We start from the raw sequence: 14300 nt of genomic DNA on the forward strand, positions 1-14300 counted from the left end.
ATGCAACAGCAGACTCATGACAACGTTATTCTGGAACTCACCGTCCGCAACCACCCAGGGGTAATGACCCACGTTTGCGGGCTGTTTGCCCGCCGCGCGTTTAACGTGGAAGGCATTCTCTGTTTGCCTATTCAGAACAGTAACCACAGCCGAATCTGGCTACTGGTCAACGATGACCAGCGGCTAGGGCAGATGATCAGCCAGATTGAAAAGCTGGAAGATGTGGTGAAGGTCGCGCGTAACCAGTCCGATCCTTCGATGTTTAATAAAATAGCCGTCTTCTTTGAATGAGTTACTCGCTCTCAGTATCCGGCGTGATAACGTTGACCGAACCATTCCGGCAGTGGGCGGCATAGTCTGCCGGTAATGGACGATCGCTGATCAGCACGTCAAATGTCGACAGCGGGGCGATACTGGCAGGCGCCACATCGTCGAACAGCGCATAGCGCGCGAGCAGGATTTTCCGCAGACCGCGATCCATCGCTTTACGTTTGGTGGCGAGGTCTTCGGGGTTAAACCAGCTGACGCCAAAATGTTCGTGTACCCCGCTGGCGGAGATAAACACTTTCCGCGGGTTCAGCGAATCCAGCGCCGAAGGGTTGCTGGTATCGTAGAAGGCATCGCTTTTGGCCCGATAGGTACCGCCACACAAAATGGCGGTGGCGTTGGGCTTTTCATTCAGGGCCATAAACACCCGATGCGAGTAACAAATGCCGGTAAAGGCAATGTCATCGGGGATCATACTGATAACCAGCGGCATTTCGCTGCCGTTATCAAAAAACACCAGATCGTTTTCACTCACCAGGCCCGCGGCGAGAATCGCAATCGGCAAATCGTCACGATGATGAGCCTGTTTTGGCGCAACGGCGGCGGTGAGCGACGGGGCTGACGGCCTGTTTACCATCACCACGTAGCCGCCGAGCAGCGTAAGCGGCAGCGGCGAGTCATGCTCCTGGCTGAGATCCCGGCGGATGGTCATCACAGAGACCTCCAGCATACGCGCGGCCTCTTTGAGATGGATGCGGTCGGTTTTCTTCAGCAGTTCCATCAAGCGGCGTATACGTTCTTTTTGCTTGGTCTCCATTCACTCTCTCCGCAATTTATCTCGCAAATGTTCCTCTGGTAACATTTTTGCGCCTGAAGAAACATCCTGCATTCACATCACTATACTGTGAGCCAGCGGGAATTAAAAGCCTGACAGATCGCGTTTTTATCATGATAAATACTTTATTTTCAGTTTGTTATGATTGTTTTGGTTATCTTTTTTTTAATTTTTCGCCGTATCACTCATTTTTTGTGTGCGATAAATAAACAGATAATGATAACGCAATCGCGATCATGGTCACAAATGGTACGAAAGTAACATGATAATGTTACGATAATATCATTGTTGTGTGATTGTTTCTGAGAGGTAGTAAAAATGGATATCGCGGTTATCGGCTCCAATATGGTGGATCTCATCACCTACACCAACCAGATGCCAAAAGAGGGCGAAACCCTTGAGGCACCGGCGTTCAAAATTGGCTGCGGTGGCAAAGGGGCAAACCAGGCGGTCGCGGCCGCCAAGCTCAACTCGAAAGTCATGATGCTGACCAAGGTGGGCGATGACATCTTTGCGGATAACACCATTCGCAATCTCGAATCCTGGGGCATCAATACCACCTATGTTGAAAAGGTCCCCTGCACCAGCAGCGGTGTGGCGCCGATCTTCGTCAATGCCAACTCCAGTAACAGCATCCTTATTATTAAAGGTGCCAATAAATTTCTCTCACCGGAAGATATCGACCGCGCTGCCGATGATTTAAAAAAATGTCAGTTGATTGTTTTACAGCTTGAGGTCCAGCTGGAAACGGTATATCACGCGATCGAATTTGGTAAAAAGCACGGCATTGAAGTGTTATTAAACCCGGCGCCGGCATTGCGTGAATTAGATATGTCCTATGCCTGCAAATGCGATTTCTTTGTCCCGAATGAAACCGAGCTTGAAATATTAACCGGCTTGCCGGTGGACTCTTACGATAATATTTGCCTCGCCGCCCGCAGCCTTATTGAAAGAGGCCTCAACAATATTATTGTGACCATGGGCGAGAAAGGCGCACTCTGGATGACCCGCGACCAGGAGGTCCACGTCCCGGCATTTAAGGTCAGCGCGGTGGATACTAGCGGCGCGGGTGACGCCTTTATCGGCTGTTTTGCCCACTACTATGTTCAGAGCGGAGATGTTGAATTCGCCATGAAAAAAGCCTCCCTGTTTGCCGCATTTAGCGTCACCGGAAAAGGCACCCAATCATCTTATCCCAGTATCGAGCAGTTTAATGAGTATCTGTCGTTAAACGAATAATCACCCTGCATGGTAAAAGGTAGCACTATGAACGATAAAAACATCATTCAGATGCCCGACGGCTATCTGAATAAAACCCCTCTGTTCCAGTTTATTTTGTTATCCTGCTTATTCCCGTTATGGGGATGTGCTGCTGCATTAAATGATATTTTAATTACGCAATTTAAAAGCGTCTTTGCATTAAGTAACTTTGCCTCCGCCCTGGTGCAAAGTGCGTTTTATGGCGGCTATTTCTTAATTGCTATTCCGGCGTCATTAGTGATTAAAAATACCAGCTATAAAGTTGCGATTATGATTGGCCTGACGCTCTATATCGTCGGCTGTACGCTGTTTTTCCCGGCCTCGCACATGGCAACCTACACCATGTTCCTGGCCGCGATTTTCGCCATTGCCATTGGCCTGAGCTTCCTCGAGACCGCCGCGAACACCTACAGTTCGATGATCGGCCCGAAAAGCCACGCCACGCTGCGCCTGAACATCAGCCAGACCTTCTACCCGATCGGCGCGGCAGCCGGGATTTTGCTGGGTAAATATCTGGTCTTTTCCGACGGTGAAAGCCTCGAAAAACAGATGGCGGGCATGAACGCGGAACAGATCCATCAGTTTAAAGTGCTGATGCTGGAAAACACCCTGGAGCCCTACAAGTACATGATCATGGTACTGGTGGTGGTGATGGTGCTGTTCCTGCTGACGCGCTTCCCGACCTGTAAAGTCGCGCAGACCGCAAACCATAAACGCCCGTCGGCGGCCGATACGCTGCGCTATCTGGCGAGCAACGCCCGCTTTCGTCGCGGAATTGCCGCTCAGTTCCTGTACGTCGGGATGCAGGTCACCGTCTGGTCGTTCACCATCCGCCTCGCGCTGGAGCTGGGCGATATCAACGAGCGTGATGCCTCAACCTTTATGGTCTACAGCTTCGCCTGCTTCTTTATCGGCAAATTTGTCGCCAACATTTTGATGACACGGTTTACGCCGGAAAAAGTGCTGATCCTCTACTCGGTTATCGGCGCATTGTTCCTCGCCTACGTGGCGCTGGCGCCGAGCTTTAGCGCGGTGTACGTGGCGGTGCTGGTCAGCGTACTGTTCGGGCCGTGCTGGGCCACCATCTATGCCGGTACGCTGGATACGGTCGATAACGAACACACCGAAATGGCTGGCGCCGTGATTGTGATGGCGATTATCGGGGCGGCCGTGGTGCCGGCGATTCAGGGCTTTATCGCCGACATGTTCCACTCCCTGCAGCTCTCGTTCCTGGTGCCGATGCTGTGCTTCATCTACGTGGGCGTCTATTTCTGGCGTGAGTGCAAAGTGCGCCGCACGCTGACCGAAGCTACCGCATCCTGAGGAGTCTGTTGATGACGACACGTATACCGTTATGGCGCGCGCTCTTTCACGAGCAGCCGCGCACTCTTGTGGCCAATGATGACTTCACGGTCACCGCTTTTCGCTACGCCAGCGGCGTGGAAGGGTTGCGGGTGGCCAACGCCCGCGGCGCGCTGGTGATTTTGCCCTGGCTGGGGCAGATGATCTGGGACGCCGAATTTGATGGTCATGACCTGACCATGCGCAATATGTTCCACCAACCGAAGCCAGCCACCGAGGTGGTGGCGACCTATGGCTGCTTTGCTTTCCATTCGGGGCTGCTGGCAAACGGCTGCCCGTCGCCGGAGGACAACCATCCGCTGCATGGCGAAATGGCCTGCGCCGGAATGGATGAGGCCTGGCTGGAGCTGGAGGCGGACAGCCTGCGCGTGGCGGGGCGCTACGAATATGTGATGGGCTTTGGTCATCACTATGAGGCGCGACCGGCGGTGGTATTACACAAAGCGAGCGCGCTGTTTGATATCCAGATGGCGGTGACCAACCTGGCGTCCGTCGCCATGCCGCTCCAGTACATGTGCCATATGAACTATGCCTACGTCGCGGGGGCCACCTTCAGCCAGAATATCCCCGACGAGGCGCTCGCGCTGCGCGAATCGGTCCCGGCTCATGTTCAGCCGACGGCGTCATGGCTGGCGTTTAATCAGCGTCTGCTGCAGGGGGAAGCCTCGGTGGCGACATTGAATGAGCCGCAGTACTATGACCCGGAGATTGTCTTTTTTGCCGATAAGCTGGATCGCTACACCGACAGCCCGGAATTTCGCATGATCGCCACCGATGGCACCACGTTCATCACGCGTTTCTCCAGCGCCGAGCTGAATTACATCACCCGCTGGATCCTCTATAACGGCGATCAGCAGGTTGCTGCCTTCGCCCTGCCAGCCACCTGCCGACCGGAGGGCTTTCTGGCGGCCCAGCGCAATGGCAGCCTGATATCGCTGGCGCCGCAGGAGACCCGAAGCTTCTCGGTCACCACCGGGATCGCCTGAGGCGGATAACACTGCGCAAGGCGGCAAGTCTGAGAATCCCCAGGCGCTGACTTAAGTCAGTGCCTGGGGGAAGCAGACGCCGCTTGAAGGATGCCGTGTATATCGTTAAGGTAAGCGCGTTTTTTAACCCGCCAGGATACATCATGACCACCATTGCCCTTATTGACGATCATCTTATCGTCCGCTCCGGTTTTGCCCAGCTGCTGGGGCTGGAAGCGGATTTCCAGGTTGTCGCTGAGTTTGGCTCCGGCCGTGAGGCGCTGGCGGGGCTGCCCGGACGGGGTGTGCAGGTCTGTATTTGCGATATTTCGATGCCGGATATTTCCGGCCTCGAGCTGTTAAGCCAGCTACCGAAAGGCATGGGGATCATCATGCTCTCGGTGCACGACAGCCCGGCGCTGGTGGAGCAGGCGCTCAACGCCGGCGCCCGCGGCTTTCTCTCCAAGCGCTGCAGCCCGGATGAGCTGATTGCTGCGGTCAGAACCGTGGCGACCGGCGGCTGTTACCTGACGCCGGATATTGCGCTGAAGCTGACCGCGGGCCGCCAGGATCCGCTGACCAAACGCGAACGTCAGGTGGCGGAAAAGCTGGCCCAGGGGATGGCGGTGAAAGCCATCGCCGTCGAGCTAGGGCTGTCGCCGAAAACCGTGCACGTCCACCGGGCGAACCTGCTGGAAAAGCTGGGGGTCAGCAACGATGTCGAGCTGGCGCGGCGCATGTTCGACAGCTGGCAGTAGCAGGCCATGAAACCACTCCTCTCCCGGCTGCTCTCGGTGGCCGGCTGCTTCTGTATTTTCTCCGCCGCGTGGTTCTGCCTGTGGAGCATCAGCCTGCACCTGGTTGCCCGCGCAGATCTCGCCGTGCTGCTGTTCCCCTTCGGCCTGCGTTTGGGCCTGATGCTGCAGTGCCCGCGCGGCTACTGGCCGGTATTGCTGGGTGCCGAGTGGCTGCTGATCTTCTGGCTGGCGCAGGAAGTGGCGCTGGCGCATCCGTTAATTTTGATGATCGGTGGGGTGCTGACCCTGCTGCCGGTGGCGCTGATTTCGCGCTATCGCCACCAGCGCGACTGGCTCACGTTGCTACGTCAGGGGGCTGCGCTGATCACCGCTGCGTTGCTGCAATCGCTGCCGTGGGCCGCCGAAGGAAGCGACGGGTTGAACGCGCTGCTGCTGACTCTCACCGGCGGCCTGACCCTGGCCCCGACCTGCCTGGTTATCTGGCACTATCTCACCAGCACCGTCTGGCAGCCGCTAGGCCCGTCGCTGGTGTCGCAGCCGATCAACTGGCGCGGCCGCCACCTGATTGGCTACCTGCTGTTGTTTGTCATCAGCCTGTGGCTCCAGCTGGGCCTGCCCGCTGAACTGTCGCGCTTTACGCCGTTCTGCCTTGCGCTGCCGATTATCGCCCTGGCGTGGCATTACGGCTGGCAGGGGGCGCTGATTGCCGCCCTGATGAACGCCATCGCCCTGATAGCCAGCCAGACCTGGCACGATCACCCGGTGGATTTACTGCTCTCGCTGCTGGCGCAAAGCCTGACCGGGCTGCTGCTGGGGGCCGGGATCCAGCGCCTGCGCGAACTCAACCAGTCGCTGCAAAGCGAGCTGGCGCGTAACCGGCGACTGGCGGAGCGATTGATGGAGACCGAAGAGAGCGTGCGCCGGGAAGTGGCGCGGGAGCTGCACGACGATATCGGCCAGACCATCACCGCCATCCGTACCCAGGCGGGGATTGTGCAACGCCTGGCGCCGCACAACGGCGGCGTGCAGCAGAGCGGCCAGCTGATTGAACAGCTGTCGCTAGGGGTTTACGATTCGGTGCGCCGCCTGCTGGGTCGGCTGCGTCCGCGCCAGCTCGACGACCTGACCCTTGAACAGGCGGTGCGCTCGCTGATGCGCGAAATGGAGCTGGAGGACCGCGGTATGGTCAGCCATCTCGACTGGCGTATCGATGAGTCCGCCCTGAGTGAAAACCAGCGCGTCACCCTGTTCCGCGTCTGCCAGGAGGGGCTGAATAATATCGTCAAACATGCCAGCGCCAGCGCGGTGACGCTGCAGGGCTGGCAGCAGGACGGGCGGCTGATGCTGGTGCTGGAAGACGATGGCTGCGGACTGCCGCCGGGCAGCGGACAGCCGGGCTTTGGCCTGACCGGTATGCGCGAGCGCGTCACCGCCCTGGGCGGGACCCTGACGATTTCCTGCACCCACGGTACCCGCGTTTGCGTCAACCTACCGCAACGTTATGTCTGAGGCGCGATGATGCTGAACTTGCTGAAATCCCCACCCGATGCCGCGCCGATTACCGATAAACAGGCGCTGGATGAGCGCTATCGCTACTGGCGGCGTCATATCCTGCTGACCATCTGGTTAGGGTATGCCCTGTTTTACTTTACCCGGAAAAGCTTTAACGCCGCGGTACCGGAAATTCTCGCCAGCAACGTCCTGACCCGCAGCGATATCGGCCTGCTGGCGACGTTGTTTTACATCACCTACGGGCTGTCGAAGTTTTTCTCCGGCATCGTCAGCGACCGCTCCAACGCCCGGTATTTTATGGGACTGGGGCTGGTCGCCACCGGGGTGGTCAATATCCTGTTTGGCTTCTCCACCTCGCTGTGGGCCTTTGCCGTGCTGTGGGCGCTGAACGCCTTCTTCCAGGGCTGGGGTTCGCCGGTGTGCGCCCGTCTGCTGACGGCCTGGTATTCGCGTACCGAGCGCGGCGGCTGGTGGGCGCTGTGGAATACCGCGCACAACGTCGGCGGGGCAGTGATCCCGATGGTGGTGGGCGCGGCGGCGCTGCACTACGGCTGGCGCGCCGGGATGATGATTGCCGGTACGCTGGCAATCCTTGCCGGGCTGTTTCTCTGCTGGCGGCTGCGCGACCGGCCCCAGGTTGTCGGGCTGCCGGCGGTGGGCGACTGGCGCCACGACGAGCTGGAGATTGCCCAGCAGCAGGAAGGGGCGGGGCTGACGCGCAAAGAGATCCTCTACAAGTACGTGCTGGCGAACCCCTACATCTGGCTGCTGTCGCTGTGCTACGTGCTGGTTTATGTGGTGCGGGCGGCGATTAACGACTGGGGCAATCTCTACATGTCGGAGACGCTCGGCGTCGATCTGGTGACCGCCAACTCGGCGGTGACGATGTTCGAACTGGGCGGATTTATCGGCGCGCTGGTCGCCGGTTGGGGGTCGGATAAGCTGTTTAACGGCAACCGCGGGCCGATGAACCTGATTTTTGCCGCCGGGATTTTGCTGTCGGTCGGCGGTTTATGGCTGATGCCCTTCGCCAGCTACGTGATGCAGGCGGCCTGCTTCTTCACCACCGGCTTCTTCGTGTTTGGCCCACAGATGCTGATTGGCATGGCGGCGGCGGAGTGTTCCCACAAAGCGGCGGCCGGGGCGGCCACCGGGTTTGTTGGGCTGTTTGCCTACCTCGGCGCCTCGCTCTCTGGCTGGCCGCTGGCGCAGGTGCTGGAGCGCTGGCACTGGACCGGATTTTTCGTGGTGATTGCCATTGCCGCCGGGATTTCCGCGCTGCTGCTGCTGCCGTTTTTAAACGCCCAGGCGCCGCGAACGCCGCACGAAGCGTGATGCACCTCACTGTTTTGCCCCATTCGGGGCAAAACTAAGACATTTTCCCGGTTTCGCCTGGACGCTGTCTCAGGCCAGTTACGTCGCTGATTTTTACAATGCCTGCCATCAAGCAGGTATTCAAATCAGGAGTCACCCATGCTGGCCTTTCTCAACCAGGTGCGCAAACCCACGCTAGACCTACCGCTCGACGTGCGGCGCAAGATGTGGTTCAAACCGTTCATGCAGTCCTATCTGGTGGTCTTTATTGGCTACCTGACCATGTATCTGATCCGCAAAAACTTTAACATTGCTCAGAATGACATGATCTCCACCTACGGGTTGAGCATGACCCAGCTGGGGATGATCGGTCTTGGTTTCTCGATCACCTATGGCGTGGGGAAAACGCTGGTTTCCTACTACGCGGACGGCAAAAACACCAAGCAGTTCCTGCCGTTTATGCTGATCCTCTCCGCCATCTGTATGCTCGGCTTTAGCGCCAGCATGGGGGCCGGCTCCACCAGCTTGTTCCTGATGATCGCCTTCTACGCGCTGAGCGGTTTCTTCCAGAGTACCGGCGGCTCCTGTAGCTATTCGACCATCACCAAATGGACCCCACGCCGCAAGCGCGGGACGTTCCTCGGCTTCTGGAATATCTCGCACAACCTCGGCGGTGCGGGGGCGGCGGGCGTGGCGCTGTTCGGGGCGAACTATCTGTTCGACGGCCACGTCATCGGCATGTTCATCTTCCCGTCGATTATCGCGCTGGTTGTCGGCTTTATCGGCCTGCGTTTTGGTAGCGACTCCCCGGAATCCTACGGCCTCGGCAACGCCGAAGAGCTGTTCGGCGAAGAGATCAGCGAAGAAGATAAAGAGACCGAAGAGAACGCCATGACCAAATGGCAGATTTTCGTCGAGTACGTGCTGAAAAACAAAGTCATCTGGCTGCTGTGCTTCTCCAACATCTTCCTCTACGTGGTGCGTATCGGTATCGACCAGTGGTCGACGGTCTATGCCTTCCAGGAGCTGAAGCTGTCTAAAGAGGTGGCGATTCAGGGCTTTACCCTGTTTGAAGTGGGCGCGCTGGTCGGCACGCTGCTGTGGGGCTGGCTGTCGGATCTGGCGAACGGTCGTCGGGCGCTGGTGGCCTGCGTCGCGCTGGCGTTAATCATCGCTACCCTCGGCGTCTATCAGCATGCCAGCAACCAGTACGTCTACCTGATGTCGCTGTTTGCTTTAGGTTTCCTGGTCTTCGGTCCGCAGTTGCTGATCGGGGTTGCCGCGGTGGGCTTCGTGCCGAAAAAAGCGATCGGGGCAGCCGATGGCATCAAAGGCACCTTTGCCTATCTGATCGGCGACAGCTTCGCCAAGCTGGGGCTGGGGATGATTGCCGACGGCACGCCGGTATTCGGCCTGACCGGCTGGGCCGGCACCTTTGCGGCGCTGGATGCGGCAGCTATCGGCTGTATCTGCCTGATGGCCATCGTGGCGGTCTTCGAAGAACGTAAAATTCGCCGCGAGAAAAAGAAACAGATTTTGCAGACCGCCGAGTGATGGCGTATTGGTAACCTTGCCCGGCCTTAGCGCCGGGCTTTTTTTTATCTCTCCAACTGGGCAGTCTGGTGCAGCAGTTCCCGCAGCCACTGCTGCGCCGGGTCGCGGTGGCTACGCTCGTGCCACGCCATGCTTTTGGTAAAGCCGGGGATCGCCAGCGGCGGCGGGGCGATGCGCATTCCGTTCGCCATTTTCGCCAGCCGACGCGGCACTACCGCAATCATATTGCTGACCGCCAGCACCTCCGGCAGCACCAGAAAACTGCTGACCGACAGCCCTACCCGCCGCGACCGTCCCAGCGCCGCCAGCGCCTCATCGGTCACACCGCGAAAGCTATCGCCCTGCCAGGAGACCAGCACGTGCTCCAGCGTACAGAACAGATCCAGAGTTAACGGCTCCGCCGCCTGGGGATGGTCCGCGCGCATCAGACACACGTACTCTTCCTGATACAGCGCCCGGCTGTGAAGTTCGGGCGGCGTGGAGCGGGGCGTCAGCAGGGCAATATCAACATCCCCGCGTTCGGTTTGGCTGAACAGGGTTTGCGGCGATTCCGGGATAATGCGCACCCGGATACCCGGCGCCAGGGGCTTTAGCGCGGCGATAAACGGCACGATCACCGCTTTCAGCGCGTAATCGGTGGCGGCTATCGTCCAGGTTAATTCGGCCCGTTGCGGATCGAAAGTGGCCGGCTGCAGCAGCGCGTCGGCATCCGCCAGCAGTTGCTTTACCGGCAACGCCAGCGCCTGCGCGCGCAGGGTCGGCACCATGCCGTGCGGGGCGCGGACAAACAGCGGGTCGTTAAAGGCGTCCCGCAGGCGCGTCAGCATGCCGCTGACCGCCGGCTGGGTCAGCGAAAGCCGCGCCGCCGCCCGGGTCACGCTGCGTTCATCGAGCAGCGCATCCAGCGTTTTCAGCAGATTCAGATCGAGGTTTCTGATATCAGATTTCATGATGTCTATCCGCAGCGACGATAAGTCACATTATGGTACGCCGGGGAGTCGACAGCGCGCAAATTCCCATTATGATAGTGAGGATGCGGGATACCCTCACTCATTCAGGTTACAGGAAAGCGGCAAGGGAGCGGCTCCCCTGAGGCAGAGATAACGTCTGGCCGGGGTGAACGCGCGTAGCCAACGCATCTGCAGCGTGAAGTATGACGGATAGAGAATGAGAGGATGAATGGTCTGGATAGGATTGGCCACGCTGGTGGTCGTATTTGTTGTCGGTTTTCGGGTACTTACCTCTGATTCACGCCGTGCGATTCGCCGCCTGAGCGAGCGCCTGGGCATTACCCCGGAGCCACTGGAATCGATGATCGATGCGCTGGGGAAAGCCGCCGGTCACGAGTATCTGCGTTATCTTGAACGCCCCAATGAGGCGCATCTGCAAAACGCCGCCCAGGTCCTGCTGATCTGGCAGGTGGGGATCGTCGACGGCAGCGAGCGCAATCTGCACTACTGGTATCGGCTGATGCAAAAGGCCCGCCTGGCGGCGCCGATCACCGACGCCCAGATCCGTCTGGCCCAAGGGTTTTTACGCGAGCTGGACCCGGAACTGAGCGATATAGTCCTGCTGCAACAGCGCTATAACGCCTTGTTTTTACCGCAAGATGGTGTCCACTGGCTGCACTGATATCACCACCTGTGATAATCATCATCAATGATGATGATTAGATTTATATCACCTCCCGGCAGATGATTGACCTCGTTAAATCTCACCGTTACGAGGTCTCTTATGAAACAGTCAATGCACCAAAGCGCCATCGTCTGGCCGGAAGATTACCTGCCGGGGACAACCGATAACTTTGCCTCCAATGAAATCATCGTCAGCGGCCTGACCGCGGCGGAAATCTGGGCGCAGCTCGATGACACTACCTTATGGCCCACCTACTACAGCAACGTGGCCGATATCCGTTTTCATGACGGCAGCGGCCCGACGCTGAGCGCCAACGCCCGCTTCCGTTTCTCAACCTTCGGCTTCCCGATCGAAGCGCAGGTAACCGAATATGTTCCACCGGTGGCCGGACAGGCGGCGCGCGTCGCGTGGCACGGTTGGGCTGAAGGGGATGCAACCACGCGGCTGGACGTGATCCACGCCTGGCTGTTCGAAGATTTGCCCGGCGGCCGCGTGCGCATCCTGACCCAGGAGTCACAGAAAGGGGCTCCGGCACAGGCGCTGGCGCAGACGCTGCCGAACCCGATGATCAACGGCCATCAGGAGTGGATTTGCGGCCTGGCTACGGCGGCCAAAAACGCACAGCGCGGCTAATTTAGCATTCTGTGCGCTGGCAAGCCTTGTCTGACCGGCTTGCCAGCCGTTTTACCGGCAATAATCAAGCTTCTCGTAATTGAATTGTTAAATTAGTCACACACAAAATGTTACACTGCGCAGCTTTTCCGCTCTCCAACCATGCAGGTAACCCATGACGTCTTCAAATGCCTCCACGCCACATGCTCACCAGACTGCGCGACCGAACTGGTCGGCGGTATTCGCGGTGGCCTTCTGCGTGGCCTGCCTGATTACCGTGGAGTTTCTACCGGTTAGCCTGCTCACGCCGATGGCTCAGGATTTAGGTATCTCTGAAGGCGTCGCCGGGCAGTCGGTCACCACGACCGCCTTTGTGGCGATGTTTTCCAGCCTGTTTATTACCTCGATTATCCGCAGCACCGACCGTCGTTACGTGGTGATTCTGTTTTCCGTACTGCTGACCCTCTCGTGCCTGCTGGTCTCCTTCGCCAACAGCTTCACCTTGCTGCTGCTGGGCCGCGCCTGTCTGGGGCTGGCGCTGGGCGGCTTCTGGGCGATGTCGGCTTCGCTGACGATGCGCCTTGTGCCAATGCGGGTGGTGCCGAAAGCGCTGTCGATTATCTTTGGCGCGGTGTCGATTGCGCTGGTGATCGCCGCGCCGCTGGGCAGCTTCCTCGGCGGGATTATCGGCTGGCGTAACGTCTTTAACGCTGCGGCGGTGATGGGCGTGGTGTGTACGATTTGGGTGATCAAGGCGCTGCCTTCACTGCCGGGCGAATCCCCGTCACAACAGCAAAACATGTTTGGCTTGTTGAAGCGCCCCGGCGTGATGGCCGGCATGTGCGCCATCTTTATGGCCTTTGCCGGGCAGTTTTCCTTCTTTACCTATATCCGCCCGGTGTTTATGAACCTCGCCGGCTTTGATGTCTCTGGCCTGACGCTGGTACTGCTGAGCTTCGGCATCGCCAGCTTCGTCGGGACCTCGCTCTCCTCCGTGCTGCTCAAGCGTTCGGTCAAAGCGGCGCTGGCGATTGCGCCGGTGGTGCTGGCGGTCAGCGCGGCGGTGTTGGTGCTGTGGGGGGAAAGCAAAATCGTGGCCTCGACGGTGGCGATTATCTGGGGTCTCGCCTTCGCGTTGATTCCGGTGGGCTGGTCAACGTGGATCACCCGCTCTCTTGCCGATCAGGCGGAAAAAGCCGGGTCGATTCAGGTGGCGGTGATCCAGCTGGCAAACACCTGTGGCGCGGCGGTGGGCGGCGTGGCGCTGGACCATCTCGGTCTGCTGTCGCCGCTGGTCATCTCCGGGGCCTTGATGCTGCTGACCGGGCTGCTGGTCGCCACCAAAGTCCGGGTGTAACGTGCCGCCCGGGCACGGCGTTGCGGCCGCTGCCGGGGGCACGCGAGCCAGGACTACGGGCGCTCACCTCTTGCCAGACGGGCGTTGATGTCGGCAATGACGCCCGGCAAATCGGCCAGGGTATCGACCACATAATGCGCCCCGGCGGCATACAGTTTTTCAGCCGCCTGTTCACGACGGGTGGCGATCGCTTCTGTCGTCATCTGCTGATATTCCTCCCAGGTCGCGCCAAATTCGTTGCCGGACACCGCCAGCCCGACGCTCCACATCCCGGCGTTCAGCCCTTCGGTAATACCCGGAACGGCATCATCGACCTTCACGCAGTGCGCGACGGCATCAATGCCGAGGGCAATGACGTTTTGCAGCGCCATCCACGGGCCGGGACGCCCGCCGGCGGCCAGGTCATCGGTAGCCACCCAATGGTCCGGGGCGTAGCCCTGGGCGGCGGCGGCGGGGATCAGCTTCTCCATGACCGCGCGCGGGTAGCCGGAGCAGGAGCCAATTTTCAGGCCATCGGCGCGACAGGCGGCAATGGTGTCGACAACGCCGGCGATGGGTGCAGAAAAATCGACGACTTTGGCAATCTGCAGCGGCATGAACGCGGCGTAGATCGCGTCAATATCGTCGGCGCTCATCGCGCGGCCAAATTTCGCCTGCCAGCGGGCATCCACCGAGGGTAGCTGCCCCAGCGCTTCAATGTGTTGCCACTTGCCGAGCCCCATCGGAACGCGGGCTTCCGCCAGCGTTATCTCGACGTCAAACGCCTTGCGGAAGGCTTCGACAAAAATCTGGGTTGGCGCGAAGGAGCCGAAATCCACGGTGGTGCCGGCCCAGTCAAGAATCAGTGCGGTAATACGGTTCATGGCGGT

The 14300-nt window shown here is 59.0% G+C and carries 14 protein-coding genes; 11 read left to right on the top strand and 3 right to left on the bottom strand.

The features are described 5' to 3' along the window. On the top strand, positions 1-291 hold the full coding sequence (ilvN, locus tag HF679_RS18610) for an acetolactate synthase small subunit (protein ID WP_123757022.1): 291 nt from the start codon (positions 1-3) through the stop codon (positions 289-291). A gap of 1 nt (position 292) precedes the next feature. Here the strand turns inward: ilvN and HF679_RS18615 are convergent, their stop codons facing one another. Next, the gene (locus HF679_RS18615; protein ID WP_123757023.1) at positions 293-1084 is read right to left on the bottom strand and encodes a DeoR family transcriptional regulator; all 792 of its coding nucleotides are present in this window, start codon (positions 1082-1084) and stop codon (positions 293-295) included. A gap of 336 nt (positions 1085-1420) precedes the next feature. On the opposite strand from HF679_RS18615, the gene rbsK reads away from it, so the two are divergent. From rbsK to uhpT, 7 genes are all read left to right on the top strand, one after another. Then, positions 1421-2341, top strand: coding sequence for a ribokinase (gene rbsK, locus HF679_RS18620; RefSeq protein WP_123757024.1), 921 nt, complete (start codon positions 1421-1423; stop codon positions 2339-2341). A 27-nt stretch (positions 2342-2368) separates the two neighbouring features. Continuing rightward, positions 2369-3685 (top strand): L-fucose:H+ symporter permease, encoded by a 1317-nt coding sequence (fucP, locus tag HF679_RS18625; RefSeq protein ID WP_123757025.1) that lies wholly within the window; start codon positions 2369-2371, stop codon positions 3683-3685. 11 nt (positions 3686-3696) lie between these two features. Further along, positions 3697-4710, top strand: coding sequence for an aldose 1-epimerase family protein (locus HF679_RS18630; protein ID WP_187042281.1), 1014 nt, complete (start codon positions 3697-3699; stop codon positions 4708-4710). Positions 4711-4853: 143 nt separating this feature from the next. Continuing rightward, complete coding sequence (gene uhpA / locus HF679_RS18635) at positions 4854-5447, top strand: transcriptional regulator UhpA (protein ID WP_123757027.1); 594 nt, start codon at positions 4854-4856, stop codon at positions 5445-5447. A 27-nt stretch (positions 5448-5474) separates the two neighbouring features. Beyond that, positions 5475-6956: a signal transduction histidine-protein kinase/phosphatase UhpB gene (uhpB, locus tag HF679_RS18640; protein ID WP_174509664.1), complete on the top strand. Its 1482-nt coding sequence runs from the start codon at positions 5475-5477 to the stop codon at positions 6954-6956. A gap of 9 nt (positions 6957-6965) precedes the next feature. Then, positions 6966-8294, top strand: a complete 1329-nt coding sequence (locus HF679_RS18645; protein ID WP_123757029.1) for an MFS transporter — start codon at positions 6966-6968, stop codon at positions 8292-8294. 138 nt (positions 8295-8432) lie between these two features. Further along, positions 8433-9827, top strand: a complete 1395-nt coding sequence (gene uhpT, locus HF679_RS18650) for a hexose-6-phosphate:phosphate antiporter (RefSeq protein ID WP_123757030.1) — start codon at positions 8433-8435, stop codon at positions 9825-9827. A gap of 44 nt (positions 9828-9871) precedes the next feature. Here uhpT and HF679_RS18655 read toward each other — a convergent pair whose 3' ends face one another. Next, entirely contained in the window at positions 9872-10777 is a 906-nt protein-coding gene (locus tag HF679_RS18655) for a LysR family transcriptional regulator (RefSeq protein ID WP_154144377.1), read from the bottom strand. 229 nt (positions 10778-11006) lie between these two features. Between HF679_RS18655 and HF679_RS18660 the strand changes: the two genes are divergently transcribed. From HF679_RS18660 to nepI, 3 genes are all read left to right on the top strand, one after another. Beyond that, positions 11007-11459 carry a DUF1198 family protein gene (locus HF679_RS18660; RefSeq protein WP_187042282.1) on the top strand — a complete coding sequence of 151 codons (453 nt, stop codon included), beginning with the start codon at positions 11007-11009 and terminating at the stop codon, positions 11457-11459. A gap of 114 nt (positions 11460-11573) precedes the next feature. Next, entirely contained in the window at positions 11574-12095 is a 522-nt protein-coding gene (locus HF679_RS18665; RefSeq protein ID WP_187043070.1) for an SRPBCC domain-containing protein, read from the top strand. A gap of 154 nt (positions 12096-12249) precedes the next feature. Next, positions 12250-13431: a purine ribonucleoside efflux pump NepI gene (gene nepI, locus HF679_RS18670; protein ID WP_123757034.1), complete on the top strand. Its 1182-nt coding sequence runs from the start codon at positions 12250-12252 to the stop codon at positions 13429-13431. Positions 13432-13484: 53 nt separating this feature from the next. Here nepI and phnX read toward each other — a convergent pair whose 3' ends face one another. Continuing rightward, positions 13485-14294, bottom strand: a complete 810-nt coding sequence (gene phnX, locus HF679_RS18675; RefSeq protein WP_123757035.1) for a phosphonoacetaldehyde hydrolase — start codon at positions 14292-14294, stop codon at positions 13485-13487. Positions 14295-14300: the final 6 nt, after the last annotated feature.

The sequence above is a fragment of the Enterobacter sp. JUb54 genome (assembly GCF_014298075.1).
In the GTDB taxonomy this organism is placed as follows: Bacteria; Pseudomonadota; Gammaproteobacteria; order Enterobacterales; family Enterobacteriaceae; genus Klebsiella; species Klebsiella lignicola.